The sequence below is a fragment of the Stenotrophomonas maltophilia group sp. Smal32 genome (assembly GCF_030237085.1).
GTDB classification, from domain to species: domain Bacteria; phylum Pseudomonadota; class Gammaproteobacteria; order Xanthomonadales; family Xanthomonadaceae; genus Stenotrophomonas; species Stenotrophomonas maltophilia_Q.
Genome location: NZ_JASJSI010000108.1, coordinates 1 through 14,363 on the forward strand (window position 1 = coordinate 1; position 14,363 = coordinate 14,363).

At 68.7% G+C, this 14,363-nt stretch carries 13 protein-coding genes and 1 tRNA gene; 13 read left to right on the forward strand and 1 reads right to left on the reverse strand.

Features of this window, described 5'->3' with window-relative positions; all coding sequences use genetic code 11:
• The first annotated feature begins 286 nt into the window (after positions 1 to 286).
• From QRO91_RS18700 to selD, 6 genes are all read left to right on the forward strand, one after another.
• On the forward strand, positions 287 to 472 hold the full coding sequence (locus QRO91_RS18700) for a hypothetical protein (protein WP_152906545.1): 186 nt from the start codon (positions 287 to 289) through the stop codon (positions 470 to 472).
• On the forward strand, positions 453 to 1,436 hold the full coding sequence (gene fdhE, locus QRO91_RS18705) for a formate dehydrogenase accessory protein FdhE (protein ID WP_049426703.1): 984 nt from the start codon (positions 453 to 455) through the stop codon (positions 1,434 to 1,436). The genes QRO91_RS18700 and fdhE overlap by 20 nt, the downstream gene beginning before the upstream one ends.
• Positions 1,437 to 1,439: 3 nt before the next feature.
• Positions 1,440 to 2,864 (forward strand): L-seryl-tRNA(Sec) selenium transferase, encoded by a 1,425-nt coding sequence (gene selA / locus QRO91_RS18710; RefSeq protein ID WP_049426702.1) that lies wholly within the window; start codon positions 1,440 to 1,442, stop codon positions 2,862 to 2,864.
• A complete protein-coding gene (gene selB / locus QRO91_RS18715; RefSeq protein ID WP_285310510.1) occupies positions 2,861 to 4,792 on the forward strand; it encodes a selenocysteine-specific translation elongation factor in 1,932 nt (643 codons plus the stop codon). Before selA ends, selB begins: the two co-directional genes overlap by 4 nt.
• A gap of 24 nt (positions 4,793 to 4,816) precedes the next feature.
• Positions 4,817 to 4,912, forward strand: a tRNA-Sec gene (locus tag QRO91_RS18720).
• 26 nt (positions 4,913 to 4,938) lie between these two features.
• Complete coding sequence (selD, locus tag QRO91_RS18725; protein WP_049426701.1) at positions 4,939 to 6,018, forward strand: selenide, water dikinase SelD; 1,080 nt, start codon at positions 4,939 to 4,941, stop codon at positions 6,016 to 6,018.
• A 57-nt stretch (positions 6,019 to 6,075) separates the two neighbouring features.
• On the opposite strand, the gene QRO91_RS18730 is transcribed toward selD, so the two are convergent.
• A complete protein-coding gene (locus tag QRO91_RS18730; protein ID WP_049426700.1) occupies positions 6,076 to 6,936 on the reverse strand; it encodes a YicC/YloC family endoribonuclease in 861 nt (286 codons plus the stop codon).
• Between the two features lie 124 nt (positions 6,937 to 7,060).
• Here QRO91_RS18730 and rph point away from each other — a divergent pair, with 124 nt between their 5' ends.
• The 7 genes from rph to pepQ all read left to right on the forward strand — a co-directional run bounded on the left by rph (position 7,061) and on the right by pepQ (position 14,225).
• Positions 7,061 to 7,786, forward strand: coding sequence for a ribonuclease PH (gene rph, locus QRO91_RS18735; RefSeq protein ID WP_049426699.1), 726 nt, complete (start codon positions 7,061 to 7,063; stop codon positions 7,784 to 7,786).
• Positions 7,783 to 8,172, forward strand: coding sequence for a VOC family protein (locus QRO91_RS18740; RefSeq protein ID WP_049426698.1), 390 nt, complete (start codon positions 7,783 to 7,785; stop codon positions 8,170 to 8,172). The genes rph and QRO91_RS18740 overlap by 4 nt, the downstream gene beginning before the upstream one ends.
• The gene (gene rdgB, locus QRO91_RS18745; RefSeq protein ID WP_049426697.1) at positions 8,169 to 8,765 is read left to right on the forward strand and encodes an RdgB/HAM1 family non-canonical purine NTP pyrophosphatase; all 597 of its coding nucleotides are present in this window, start codon (positions 8,169 to 8,171) and stop codon (positions 8,763 to 8,765) included. The genes QRO91_RS18740 and rdgB overlap by 4 nt, the downstream gene beginning before the upstream one ends.
• A gap of 58 nt (positions 8,766 to 8,823) precedes the next feature.
• Complete coding sequence (hemW, locus tag QRO91_RS18750; protein WP_049426696.1) at positions 8,824 to 10,050, forward strand: radical SAM family heme chaperone HemW; 1,227 nt, start codon at positions 8,824 to 8,826, stop codon at positions 10,048 to 10,050.
• Between the two features lie 120 nt (positions 10,051 to 10,170).
• On the forward strand, positions 10,171 to 12,447 hold the full coding sequence (locus QRO91_RS18755) for a DUF1631 family protein (RefSeq protein ID WP_049426695.1): 2,277 nt from the start codon (positions 10,171 to 10,173) through the stop codon (positions 12,445 to 12,447).
• Positions 12,444 to 12,818 (forward strand): PilZ domain-containing protein, encoded by a 375-nt coding sequence (locus tag QRO91_RS18760; protein WP_049426705.1) that lies wholly within the window; start codon positions 12,444 to 12,446, stop codon positions 12,816 to 12,818. Before QRO91_RS18755 ends, QRO91_RS18760 begins: the two co-directional genes overlap by 4 nt.
• A gap of 75 nt (positions 12,819 to 12,893) precedes the next feature.
• On the forward strand, positions 12,894 to 14,225 hold the full coding sequence (pepQ, locus tag QRO91_RS18765; RefSeq protein ID WP_100443673.1) for a Xaa-Pro dipeptidase: 1,332 nt from the start codon (positions 12,894 to 12,896) through the stop codon (positions 14,223 to 14,225).
• Positions 14,226 to 14,363: the final 138 nt, after the last annotated feature.

Below are 14,363 nucleotides of genomic sequence, written 5' to 3' on the forward strand. Positions count from 1 at the left end.
TGAAACACGCCCACGGGATCGTGTTGACGGGGCGGGGGGGGGGGGGGGGGGTCAGGGCGGCGCGGGGGCGCCGGGGCCCCCACCACGCCTAAAAAAAATAAAAAAACCTCATCGGGTGTTCGGGGGGGGGGGGGGGGGGGGGGGGGGGGGGGGGGCCCCCAACCCGGGGGGGGGGGGGGGGCCCCCCCCCCCCCCCCCCCCCCCCCCCCCCCCCCCCCCCCCCCCACCCCGCCTTCGACAGTTTCCTGCGATCTGTCGGGACGGCTTTCTGCGCTGCTTTTGGTGGGTGTCGACCTTGGTCGACACGATGAACACGGCAACAACCGAGGGGGTCAGATCCGATTTCCTCTGGAAAACGGATCTGACCCCGACCTTTCAAATGGCCGGCGTCACGCTGGACGCCAGCGCTGACAACGGCGAGGATGGAGGCTGGTTCTTCCGGCTGGCCCTGCATGGCGCAACGCATCCTTGAACCCGGTGAGATCGAGACGCTGGCCTCGCGCGATGTTCCGCGCATCATCCTGCCCGATGCGGCATCGCTGTTCGCCGAACGCGCGGCGCGGCTGCGCAGCCTGGCTGTGCACAGCGCCATCGGTGGCTACCTGCAGCTGCTGGCGGCGCTGGCCGATGCGCAGCAGGCACTGCTGGATGAGTTGACGCCGCAGCAACGCGAGGAGGTTCAGACACAGGCGCGTGCACAGCAGTCGACTGCGGCCGCCAGTGCCGGGATGCCGTTACGCCCGGCCAATACCCTGCAACTCGATGGCTGCTGGCGCAACTGGCTGCGCACGCTGTGCCAGCACTGTGCCGACGAAGCCGGGCTTCCGGTGGAAACCCGGCAGGAGCTGCAGCGCGTCGCCGCTGCCGACGATGCCTGGCTGGATGCGCAGGCCCATGCCGTGCTGGAGCGTGATGACGCGCCATCGGTGGACGCGGTTGCAGCACTGCTGGTGATGAACGCACTGCAGGTCTACTGGGCAGTGCTCGCGGCCAGCTTCCGGCCCACCGACCTCAAGCCACTGGCGGATGCGCCGGGGCTGTGCCCGCTGTGCGGCACGCTGCCGGTGGCCAGCGTGGTGCAGGCGCGCCCGCCCTACGCCTCCTATCGTTACCTGTCATGCTCGCTGTGCGCCTGCCAGTGGCATTACGTGCGCGTGCAGTGCAGCCAGTGTGGTGCCGCCGGCAAGGACATCGCGTATCGCGCCTTGGCCGAGGTGGACGGCGACAGCGGCGAGGCGGTGCGCGAGAGTGCGGTGCGTGCCGAGACGTGCGACCACTGCCACAGTTATCGCAAGATCCTGTATCTGGAGAAAGACCCGTCACTGGAGCCGGCGGCTGATGACCTCGGCACACTGGCGCTGGATCTGCTGCTGGCCGAGGAAGGCTATGCGCGTTCCAGCCAGAATCCGCTGCTGTGGCAATCCGACAGCGACTGATCGATGGCTGCCATGTCCCTCCCCCCGGCATCGGTCGCCGCCCTGCCCTCGCTGGACCGGTTGCTGCGCCTGCCTGCACTGGCAGCACTGATCGAACGCCACGGCCGCAGCCGCATCACCCAGCTGCTGCGTTCGCACCTGCAGGGGCTGCGCGACCGTATCGGCGCCGGCCAGCTGTCGACCGCGCAGCTGCAGGAAGTGGTTGGCGGTCCGGCGCTGGTTGCGGCGGTCGAGGCCGCGCTAGCGGCCGATGCACGGCTGGATCTGCAGCCGATGTTCAATCTGACCGGCACCGTGCTGCACACCAATCTCGGCCGCGCATTGCTGCCCGATGCCGCCGTGCACGCGGTCAGCCGCGCGATGACCGCGCCGGTGGATCTGGAGTTCGACGTCATCCGTGGCCGTCGCGGCGACCGCGATGCACGGGTGCAGGCATTGATCTGCGAGCTGACCGGCGCCGAAGCCGCCACCGTGGTCAACAACAATGCGGCAGCGGTCCTGCTGCTGCTCAACAGCCTGGCCAACCGCCGTGAGGTGGTGGTGTCGCGCGGCGAGCTGGTGGAGATCGGCGGCGCTTTCCGCATCCCGGATGTGATGCGCAGCGCGGGCGCGCGGCTGCTGGAAGTGGGCACCACCAATCGCACACACCCGACCGACTTCACCAACGCCATCGGCGCGCGCACAGCGCTGCTGATGGAGGTGCATGCCAGCAACTACGCAATCACCGGTTTTACTGCCAAAGTTGACACTGCGACGATGGCGGACATCGCGCACGAACATGGCTTGCCGTTGGTCGTGGACCTGGGCAGTGGCAGCCTGTGCGATCTGGCGGCCTTCGGGCTGCCGCACGAGCCCACCGTGCAGGAAGCGCTGGCCGCTGGCGCCGATCTGGTTTCGTTCAGTGGCGACAAGCTGCTGGGTGGTCCCCAGGCCGGCATCATCGCCGGCCGCGCTGACCTGATTGCGCGGATCAACCGCAACCCGCTCAAGCGGGCACTGCGCATGGACAAGATGGGCCTGGCCGCACTGGAAGCGGTGCTGGCCCTGTACCGCGAACCGGAGCTGCTGGCGCAGCGGCTGCCGACCCTGCGTATCCTGTCGCGTACGCACGACGATGTTTCTGCGCAGGCGCAGCGTCTGCTGCCGCAGGTGCGCGCCGGGCTGGCAGCAGACTACAGCGTCGAATGTGCAGCGATGCACAGCCAGATCGGCAGCGGCGCGCAGCCACAGGCGCAGCTGGCCAGCGCCGGACTGCGCATTGCCAGCGCACGCCGTGGCGGACTGGATCGCCTGGCCAAGCGCTTGCGTCAGCTACCACGCCCGGTGCTGGGCCGCATTGCCGATGACGCGTTGTGGCTGGACCTGCGCTGCCTGGAACCCGGGGACGAAGCGGCCTTCCTCGCCCAATGGAGCGCGCTGCAGGCATGATCGTCGGCACCGCCGGGCATATCGACCATGGCAAGACCAGCCTGGTGCGGGCACTGACCGGCATCGAAACCGATCGCCTGCAGGAAGAGCGTACGCGCGGCATTTCCATCGAACTGGGCTACGCCTATGTTCCGGTGGAAGCCGCGGACGGCGAAGCCCCCGCAACCACGCTGGGCTTCGTTGATGTGCCCGGCCATGAGCGCTTCGTGCACACGATGGTGGCCGGTGCGACGGGCATCGATGTTGCCCTGCTGGTGATCGCCGCCGACGACGGCGTGATGCCGCAGACCCGTGAGCACCTGGCGATCCTGCAGCTTCTGGGCGTGGACCGCGGTGCGGTGGCCCTGACCAAGATCGACCGCGTGGATGCCGCGCGCCAGGCCCGGCTCGAGATCGAGATCGCTGCCCTGCTGGCCGGCACGCCGCTGCAGGATTCCCCTGTATTCACCTGCAACAGCACCGCACCCAACGATGCTGGCATCAACGCACTGCGTGCCCAGCTGCATGCCTGGGCCGCAGCCGATGCCAGCGCGCGGCAGGCCAGGCTGCGCGGCGAACTGTTCCGCATGCCGGTGGACCGCGTGTTCTCGCTGGCCGGCCACGGCACGCTGGTGACTGGCGCTGTGCACGGCGGCATCGCCACTGTTGGCGAGCACCTGCAGCTGATGCCAGGCGCCACCGACGTACGCGTGCGAAGCATCCACGCGCAGAACCGGGCCAGCGACCACGCGATGGCCGGGCAACGCTGCGCGTTGAACCTGGCCGCAATCGCCCGCGACGACATCCACCGCGGCGACTGGATCGCCGACCCGCGCGCACTGCTGGCCACCACCCGCGTTGATGTGCGCCTGCGGCTCTCCGCGCTGGCACCGCCGCTGCGCGACTGGGCGCCGCTGCATATCCACTGGGGCACGATGCACCGGCAGGCCCATGCAGTGCTGCTGGAAGATCGTGACCACGGCAATGGACAGCTCGTGCAGCTGGTGTTCGACGCGCCGGTATGCGCGATGTGCGGCGATCGCTTCATTGCCCGCGATTCGGCGGCAACCCGTACGCTGGGCGGCGGTGTGGTACTCGATCCGGATCCGCCACAACGGCGGCGGCGCAGCCCTGCACGCCTGGCGTGGCTGGTGGCGCTGGAACAGCTGGCCACCAGCGCAGATGTTGGCCCGCTGCTTCAGCAGGCGCCCTCCGGAATTCCATTGGCCGCGCTGCAGCGCTACTGCCGGCGCGCCGCCGAACAGATCGATCTTCCTGCAGGCGCGCAGCGCATCGCCACCCGCGACGCCACTGTGGTCATCCTCGCTGCGCACTGGCAGGTGCTGCGCGAACAGGTAATCGCCTCACTGCGTGGCTGGCATGAACGACGCCCTGACGAACCCGGTGTCGACAGCGGGCGCCTGCAGCGCAGCACCCTGCCTGCGCTGGCAACGAGCCTGTGGAACGCGCTGCTCCAGGACCTGCTGGACGACGGCAGCGTGCAGCGCGTGGGCGCCTGGTGGCGCCTGCCCGGCCATGACCACGCGCCACCGGAACGCGAGCGCCTGCTGCTCGAACGCGTGCTGCCGCAGCTGCATGACGGCGGTTTCGATCCGCCATGGGTGCGCACCCTGGCCGCCGGCTTCGGTCTGGTCGAAGACGAGGTCCGCGCCGCCCTGCGCCGCGCCGCAGCGCGCGGTGAACTGTTCCAGGTAGTACCGGACCTGTTCTATGCGCCGGCCCGCATTGCCGAGCTGGCCGCGATCGTCGCGCAGCTGTCGCAGGCCACCGGCACGGTGGATGCGGCCGCTTTCCGCGATGCCATCGGCCTGGGCCGCAAGCGCAGCATCCAGATCTTGGAGTTCTTCAATCGCGTTGGCTACACTCGACGCGTCGGTGACCAGCATCGGCCACGCGGCGATCTGCAATGGAACGCAGCCCGCGACTGAGTCGACCGGTACCGCGGTACTTTCGGAAGGCATGCGCATCCGGGCATGCGGCTGGGCTTCAAACCCAGTAGGGGGCGTCGATCGTTCCCTGGTAGGTTCGACTCCTGCTGCCTTCCGCCATTCGTGTTTCCGCAGGAGATGTCGGCATGGCCACGCACGCGCAGTCCCCCGCTCCTTCAACGGCCGATGCCCCGCAACGCCTGACCTCGCTGGCGCACGGCGGCGGCTGCGGCTGCAAGATCGCGCCGGGCGTACTGACGGAACTGCTGCGCGGCGCTCCAGCGCTTCCGGCACCAGCTGAACTGCTGGTCGGCCGCGAGACCAGCGACGATGCGGCGGTATACCGCCTTGATGACCACCAGGCGATCGTCGCCACCACCGATTTCTTCATGCCGATTGTCGACGACCCGTTCGACTTCGGCCGCATCGCCGCCACCAATGCGTTGTCGGACCTGTACGCGATGGGCGCACGGCCATTGTTCGCACTGGCCATCGTCGGCATGCCGATCAACACCCTGCCGCAGGACACCATCCGCAGCATCCTGCAGGGCGGCGAACGCGCCTGCGCCGATGCCGGCATCGTGGTGGCTGGTGGCCACAGCATCGATTCGGTGGAACCCATCTATGGCCTGGCCGCGATCGGCATGCTCGATCCACAGCGACTCAAGCGCAATGCCGATGCCCGCGCCGGCGACGTGCTGGTTCTGGGCAAGCCGTTGGGCGTGGGCGTGTATTCGTCAGCACTGAAAAAAGAAGTGCTGGATGCCGACGGCTACCAGCAGATGCTCGAGTCGACCACCCGACTTAACACCGTGGGCGTCCCGCTGGCCGCACTGGACGGCGTGCACGCGATGACCGACGTGACCGGTTTCGGCCTGCTCGGCCACCTGCTGGAAGTGTGCCGCGCCAGTGGTGTCGCTGCCGAGGTGGACAGTGCCCAGGTGCCGCTGCTGCCTCAGGCCCTGCAACTTCTGCAGCACGGCTGCGTGACCGGCGCGTCCCACCGCAACTGGGCCTCGTATGGCGCCGACGTGCGCTTCGCCGACGGGTTGCCAGCACACTGGCAGCCACTGCTGACCGACCCGCAGACCAGCGGCGGCCTGCTGGTGTCCTGTGCCCCGGAAGCAGTGGATGCGGTGCTGGCCTGTTTCCACGACGCAGGGTTCGGCCACGCGGCCGTGATCGGCGGCTTGAGCACTGGAACACCGGGCGTCAGCCTGCGCTGATGCGCGGGAACGACAAGGGCGCCCGAAGGCGCCCTTGTCGTTTCGCTGGGTGCAGCATCACTCGATGTTCTGCACCTGCTCGCGGATCTGGTCGATCAGCACCTTCAGTTCCACCGCCGCATTGGACGTGCGGCTGTCCACCGACTTCGAACCCAGCGTATTGGCTTCGCGGTTGAACTCCTGCAGCAGGAAGTCCAGGCGGCGGCCGACCGGCTCGCGCTGCTTGAGCACGCGGCGGATCTCGACGATGTGGCTGCCGAGGCGGTCCAGTTCTTCATCCACGTCCAGCTTCTGCAGCCACAGCACCAGCTCCTGCTCGGCACGGCCCGGGTCGACCGGGTGCGGCAGGTCAGCCAGGCGTGCGGCCAGCTTGGCGCGCTGGCCGTCGCGAATGGCCGGAATCAGGGTGCGCACTTCGGTGGCGATGCGTTCGATGCCGTCCACCCGCTCGCTGATGGCGGCGGACAGCTTTCCGCCTTCACGCTCGCGGGCCTCGACGAAGCCGTCCAGCACCTGGTCCAGCAGGGCCAGTGCCTCGGCCTGCAGGGCAGCGGCATCGGTGGCCTCGCCGCGGGTCACGCCCGGCAGCTGCAGCAGGTCGGTGAAGCTGACCTGCAGGTTGGGGAAATCCGAGGTCAGCCGGTGCGCCAGGCGTCCCAGCTGGCCCAGCAGGGCTTCATCCACCTGCAGGTTGGCCGCCGCTTCCGGCGCACGCAGGCGCATCACCAGATCCAGCTTGCCGCGGCTCAGGCGCGCGGCAATGCGCTCGCGCAGCTGCGGTTCCAGCGCCCGCAGTTCCTCGGGCAGGCGGGTGCCGACCTCCAGGAAGCGGTGGTTGACCGAGCGCAGCTCGCAGCCCAGCGTGCCCCACGGGGTGACCCGCTCGCCGCCGGCGTAGGCGGTCATGCTTCGAATCATGGATTGTGTCCGGTGCGTGCAAAGGGGGAATGGTACCCTAGCGCCCTCACCAGAGCCCCCTCGCCCGCCCCGTGAAGGCCGCGGGCGTGGCGGCGTACTCCCTCGCCACTACGGAACCCGCACCATGTCCGATTCCCGCCCCAGCGGCCGCCAGCCCGACCAGCTCCGCCCGGTCGTCATCCAACGCGGCTTCACCCGCCACGCCGAAGGTTCGGTGCTGGTGTGCTTCGGTGAAACCCGTGTGCTGTGCACCGCCAGCGTCGAGAACCGCGTGCCGGGCTTCCTGCGCGGCAAGGGCGAGGGTTGGGTCACCGCCGAGTACGGCATGCTGCCGCGCGCCACCCACACCCGCAGCGACCGTGAAGCGGCCCGTGGCAAGCAGGGGGGCCGCACGCTGGAGATCCAGCGCCTGATCGGCCGCAGCCTGCGCGCCTGCGTGGACCGCAACGCGCTGGGCGAACGCACCATCACCCTGGACTGCGACGTGCTGCAGGCCGACGGTGGCACCCGCACCGCCGCCATCACCGGCGCCTACGTGGCCCTGGTCGATGCGGTGAACGTGCTGATGAAGCGCGGCGACATCAAGCGCAACCCGATCCTGGGCGCGGTGGCCGCCGTGTCGGTGGGCGTGTACCGCGGCACCCCGGTGCTGGACCTGGACTACGCCGAAGACAGCGACTGCGACACCGACATGAACGTGGTGATGAACGACGGTGGCGGCTTCATCGAGCTGCAGGGCACCGCCGAAGGCCATGCCTTCCGCCGCGACGAACTGGACGCGCTGCTGGGCCTGGCCGAAAAGGGCGTGGCCGAACTGCTGGCCGCACAGCAGGCGGCGCTGTCGGCATGAACCGGCGCCTTGCCCTGACCACCCTGGTGGTGGCCGATTACGACGAAGCCATCGCCTGGTACACCGGCAAGCTCGGCTTCACGCTGCTGGAAGACATCGACCAGGGCCACAAGCGTTGGGTGGTGGTCGGCCCGACCGACGGCAGCGCCGCCGCCCTGCTGCTGGCGCGTGCCAGCGACGAGGAACAGCGCAGCCGCATCGGCAACCAGACCGGTGGCCGGGTAGCCTTCTTCCTCAACACCGACGACTTCCACCGCGACCACGCGGCGATGCTGGCCGCCGGCGTCGAGTTCCTGGAAGCGCCGCGCGAAGAACCCTATGCAACGGTTGCGGTGTTCCGCGATCTGTATGGCAACACCTGGGACCTGCTGGAGCCCCGTCAATGAAGAAACTGGTACTGGCCAGCCACAACGCCGGCAAGCTGGTGGAGATGCAGGAGATCCTTGCCGACCTGCCGCTGCAGATCACCTCGGCCGCCGAACTCGGCCTGGGTGACGTGGAAGAAACCGGCCTGACCTTCGTCGAGAACGCGCTGCTGAAGGCGCGCGCGGCCTGCGAAGCAACCGGCCTGCCGGCGCTGGCCGATGATTCGGGCCTGATCGTCGATGCCCTCGGCGGTGCGCCGGGCCTGTACAGCGCGCGCTATGCCGGCCACCCGACCAACGCGGCGGCCAACAATGCCAAGCTGCTGGAAGCGATGGCCGATATTCCCGATGGCCAGCGCAGCGCCCGCTTCTATGCGGTGATCGTGCTGCTGCGCCACGCCACCGACCCGCAGCCGCTGATCTGCGAAGGCCGCTGGGAGGGCCAGATCATCCGCGAGCTGCGCGGCACGAATGGTTTCGGCTACAACCCGGTGTTCATGGACACCACCCACGGCCTGACCGCCGCGGAAATGGAGCCGGCGCTGAAGAACGCCATCAGCCACCGCGCCCTCGCCCTGCAGCAGCTCAAGCAGCGGCTGGCGACCCTGTACTGACGCCCCACCTGATCGAACCAGGGAAGCCGGCCAGCGGCCGGCACTACCGAAGAAGCCCATGCCGCACGCCCACGACCACTGCAACCACCTGCCCGGCGAAGCCTGCTCCGCTGACCACGACAGCCCGCCGCGGCTGGTGCCGCCACCGCTGTCGCTGTACGTGCACCTGCCATGGTGCGTGCGCAAATGCCCGTACTGCGATTTCAATTCGCACCAGGCCAAGGGCGAGCTGCCGTTCGATGCCTACATCGATGCACTGCTGCGCGACCTGGACCAGGACCTGCCGCTGGTCTGGGGCCGGGTGGTGCACAGCGTATTCTTTGGCGGCGGTACACCCAGCCTGTTCCCGCCGGAAGCGATCGACCGCTTCCTGCAGCAGGCCAGCGCGCGCCTGCGTTTCGCGCCCAATGCCGAGATCACCCTGGAGACCAACCCGGGCACCGCCGAGCACGGCCGTTTCGACCGCTATCGCGCGGCCGGCGTGAACCGCCTCAGCTTCGGCATCCAGAGTTTCGACGACGCGATGCTCAAGCGCCTGGGCCGCATCCACGACAGTGGCGAAGCCGAGCGCGCGGTGAAGATGGCGCAGGACGCGGGCTACGACAACTTCAACATCGACCTGATGTACGCGCTGCCGGAACAGACCCTGGCCGGTGCAGAGGCCGACCTGGAGCGCGCCTTCGCGCTGCAGCCGGCGCACATCTCGCATTACCAGCTCACCCTCGAGCCGAACACGGTGTTCTTCGCACGGCCGCCGCAGGGCATTCCCGATGAAGACAACGCCTGGGACATGCAGGAGCACTGCCAGGCACTGCTCGCGCAGGCCGGTTTCGGCCAGTACGAAGTCAGCGCCTATGCGCGACCCGGCCGGCAGAGCGCGCACAACCTGAACTACTGGCGCTTCGGCGATTACCTGGGCATCGGTGCCGGTGCGCACGGCAAGATCAGTTCAGGCGCCGAAGAACACGTGCTGCGCCGCTGGAAGCTGAAGCACCCGCAGGCCTACCTGGACAGCGCGGGTACCCCGGCCTCGCTCGGTGGCGACGATGTGATCGCGCCGGAGCGCCTACCGTTCGAGTACATGCTGAACCTGCTGCGCCTGCACGAAGGTTTCAGCCTGCGCGATTTCGAGTCGCGCACCGGTCTGCCGTGCAGCGTGCTGGACGCACCACTGGCCGAGGCCGTCCAGCGTGGCTGGCTGCAGCTGGCGGATGGCCATGTGCAGCCGACCGAACTGGGTCGCCGCTTCACCAACGATGTGGTGAGCCTGTTCCTGGAGGATTGATCCTGCCGCCGGGCATGGTCCGGCGGATGCGGTTCACGTTCAGCGCTAAAGTAGCGCCGACATCGGCCGACACGGTAGATTCACCAGATCGATCCGCGGGAATCCGGGTACCGCTCGCAGATGTCAGCTGTCTTTTCCCCAACCCCTGCCGACAAAGCCCGCCTGGCTGCAGCCGACCTGCCGCCGCGGGTGCGCGAACTGCTGGGCGCGTTGATCGGCCTCTGCCGGCAGACCCTGGCCGCGCCTCTGATCCTGACCGTTGAAGCGCTGGAACAAGCGCTGCTGCACGACGCGGATCGCGCGCGCAATCCCATGCAGCAGGCGGACCTGATGGCCCAGCGCGGCCAGCTGCACGCCTTCGCCGGCCATTTCCCCGATCGCATGCTCGACGCAGTCGCCGAATCCCTGGCACGCCTGCGTGACCCTGCGGCGGCGGCGCCGGCGCTTTCCACGCCACCACCGCTGCCCGGCATGCTGGGCCTGTCCCTGGTCGCCGAACACGATGTCGACCGTGATCTGCTGCTGACCGAGATGGTGCGGCGTGAAACCCTGCGTTCAACCAACTCGCTGAACCTGCTGGGCCAGCGGTTGGGCGTACTCGCCGCTGCGCCGGCATTCGAGACCGACGCCCTGCCCCTTGCACCGCAGGCCTTGTGTGCAATGGTGCGCAGGCTGGCCGAACAGGACGGCCTCAGCACCGAAGTGCAGCTGGCGTTGTACCGCAGCTTCGAACGCCAGGTACTGGAGCGCCTGGGCGATGTACTTGATCGTGCCAATGCCCTGCTGTCCCAGCAGGGCGTCCTGCCCGGGCTGGTCTACACCCCTTACCTGGCACGTTCGGCGAGCACGCGGCGCATCATCACCCAGTCGGTGGGTGGTGGCCGCGCGACGCAGCCCGCCAAACGTACCGCAGCGCCGCTGACCGGCTGGAACGGGCCGGCTCCCTCCGGCTCGTGGTCGAACCTGCTGCAGGATGCGGTCAGCGACAGTGGTAGCGCCGGCTCGGCCATCCCCGGGCTGACCACCTCCGCCGGCAGCGCCTTGCACGAACTGCTGCAGCAGGCCCGGCAGGCCAGCGCAGCGCCCGCGCAGAGCGTCGCCGTGCCCAGCGCCGCCGTAGATGCCGTACTCGCGCGATTGCAGGCCCAGTCCAGTGCCGCCACCGGCGTTGCCGATCTGCAGGCGGCCGTTGTCGCCCAGCTCCGCAGCGAACATGGCGCACAGGCGCAGCTCGGCAGCCATGACCGTGACAACCTCGACCTGCTGCGCCTGCTGATGCAGCAGGTGCAGCAGCAGCAACGCCCAGACCCGGTGCCGGCGGCCCTGCTGGCACGCCTGCAGGTGCCACTGGCGCGCGCCGCCATGGCTGACCCCGGCTTCTTCGTGCGTGACGAGCATCCCGCCCGCGAACTGCTCAACCAGGTCGCCGAAGCCGGCGCCAGCTGGCTGGGCGATGATGATGTCGATCCACAGCTGCTGCAGCGCATGGCGCAGAGCGTGCAGGGCCTGCTGGGCCAGGACGTCCGTACCCCGGAAGCCTTCGCCACCGCCAACGAGGACGTGCAGCAGCACCAGCGTGCGGCGGTTCACCGCGCCGAGCTGGCCGAGCGCCGCCACGTCGAAGCCGCGCGCGGCAAGGAACGCCTGGAACTGGCCCGGCGCCAGGCCAATGCACAGATCGACCAGTGCTGTGATGCGCAGGCACCGCCGCGCTTCGTGCAGACGCTGCTGCGCCAGGCCTGGGCCGATGCCCTCACCCTGACCCGCCTGCGCCACGGCGATGATTCACCGCAATGGCAGGAGCGCCTGCAACAGACCCAGCGCATTGCAGCGGTGACCGCGCAGGCCGTGGATGCCCCCGGTGGCACCGATGCCGCGCTGGCCGCCGATGTGGAAGCCGCGCTGGTGCAGGTGGGCTACCACGCCGAGGAAGCCGCTGCGGTCGCGCGCAGGCTGGCCACGCCCGGCGGCGAGGATGACAGCACCTCGCGTACCGAGCTCAGTGCGCGCCTGAAGGCGCGCGCGCGGCTGGGAGAACAGGCCGGGCCCACCACCACGGCACCATCCAGCCCGCGCAACGCCGCCGAGGAAGCCGCTTACCAGCAGCTGTCCGCGCTGCCGTTCGGCAGCTGGTTCGACATCGACAATGGCGATGGCACGCTGCGCCGCCAGCGCCTGTCCTGGTACAGCCTGCTGACCGGCCATGCCCTGTTCGTCAATCCGCGCGGACAGAAGATCGCCGATACCGACCTGGATACGTTGGCCCGGCAGATCAGCGCGGGCCGCGCGCAGCTGGTCACCGAAGACAAGGGGCGGCTGGTTGATCGCGCGTGGCAGGCCAGCCTCGACGCACTGCGTGCACTGGCCGACGGCCACGCCGGGGAGACATCCGCATGAACACCCAACCGCCCCAGGACACCCGTCGCGCGCCACGCCGCCAGGTCTCGGACCTGGTACCGGTCACCGACCAGATGCGCGACTGCGTGGTGGGTCGCCTTGGCAACGTGTCCGAAACCGGCATGCTGATGCTGGCCAGTACGCCATTGCGCGAGGACGCGCTGTACCAGCTGCGTTTCCCGTTGCCGATGGGCGATGGCCGCCAGGAGGCCATCGACGTGGGCGTGCACCTGCTGTGGAGCGAGCCTGCGCACGCCCCTGGGCAGAGCTGGACCGGCTTCCGCTTCCTTACCCTGTCGCGCGAACATCGGCAGCTGCTGCGGCAGTGGGTAGGCGAGGACAGCGACGAGGGACCGGTTTCGACGGCCTGAGTGCCGGTTCCGGCACAGCGGTTTTCTGCGGTATGCGGCAGAATCTAGGGCCGTTTTCCGTGTCGAGCCACCGCAATGATCCAGCAAGACCCCGGCGCCCTGTATTCCGACCATCTGGCCGTGCTGTGCCGACGCGCCGAACAGGCGCTGGCCCGCGGCGGCTTCGACCACCTGGTGGTGCCCAGCGGCACCCTGCACTACCAGGTGTTCGACGACCGCGACTATCCGTACGCGGTAAATCCCCAGTTCAAGGCGTGGCTGCCGCTCACCCGCGTGCCCAACAGCTGGATCGTGTTCACCCCGGGCAAGCGCCCGGCGGTGATCTTCCACCAGCCCTTCGACTACTGGCACGTGGTGCCGGACGCGCCCAGCGGCTGGTGGGTGGAGCACTTCGATATCCACATCATCCGCAAGCCCGAAGAGGCGCTGGCCCTGCTGCCGGCCGATGCGGCGCGCTGCGCGATCCTGGCCGAGCCGCAGAGCGCGCTGGGTGCTTTCGTGCCGAACAACCCGGCGCCGGTGGTGAACTACCTCGAATGGCATCGTGGCAGCAAGACGCCGTATGAGATCGCGTTGATGCGCCAGGCGCAGGTGCTGGGCGTGCGCGGCCACCGTGCCGCCGAAGCCGCGTTCCGCAATGGCGCCGACGAATTCAGCATCCACATGGCTTATTGCCAGGCCGTCGGCCAGGATGCCAACGAACTGCCCTACGGCAACATCGTGGCCCTGAACGAGCACGCTGCGGTGCTGCACTACACCGAGCTGGGCCGCAAGGCACCGCAGCCGCTGCGCAGCTTCCTGATCGACGCCGGCGCCAGCGCGCACGGCTATGCCAGTGACATCACCCGCACGTACGCCGCGCACGGCCACGACGAATTCGCCGCGATGATCGCCGCCGTCGACGCCGCCCAGCAGCAGATGTGCGCAGCAGTTCGCCCGGGCTTCGACTACAAGCAGCTGCATGTGGATGCACATCTTTCGCTGATGGGCGTGCTGAAGGACTTCGGCGTGATCAAGGTCTCGCCGCAGACTGCGCTGGAAACCGGCGTCAGCGCCGCGTTCTTCCCGCACGGCATCGGTCACCTGATCGGCCTGCAGGTGCATGACGTGGCCGGCTTCGCCGCCAGCGACGAAGGTGGCCGCATCGAGCGCCCGGCCGGTCATCCCTACCTGCGCCTGACCCGCGTGCTGGAGCCGGGCATGGTGGTGACCATCGAACCGGGCCTGTACTTCATCGACATGCTGTTGAACGAAGTGAAGGATGCCGGCCATGGCGATGCGATCAACTGGGACCGCGTGGACTTCTTCCGCCCGTATGGCGGCATCCGCATCGAAGACGAAGTGCTGTGCACCGAGGGCGAGGCGGACAACCTGACGCGGCCGGAGTTTGCGGCGGCCAACGGCTGAGCCCCTCGTGGTTGGGCGCTGAATTCAAAATGCCGTGCTTGGCGGGGCGGGTGAGCCATGCAGGGGACGCTGCAAGTACGTCCCTGTAAGCTCGATGGCGCCATCCATGGCGCCAACGCCCCTGCATGGCCCACCCTC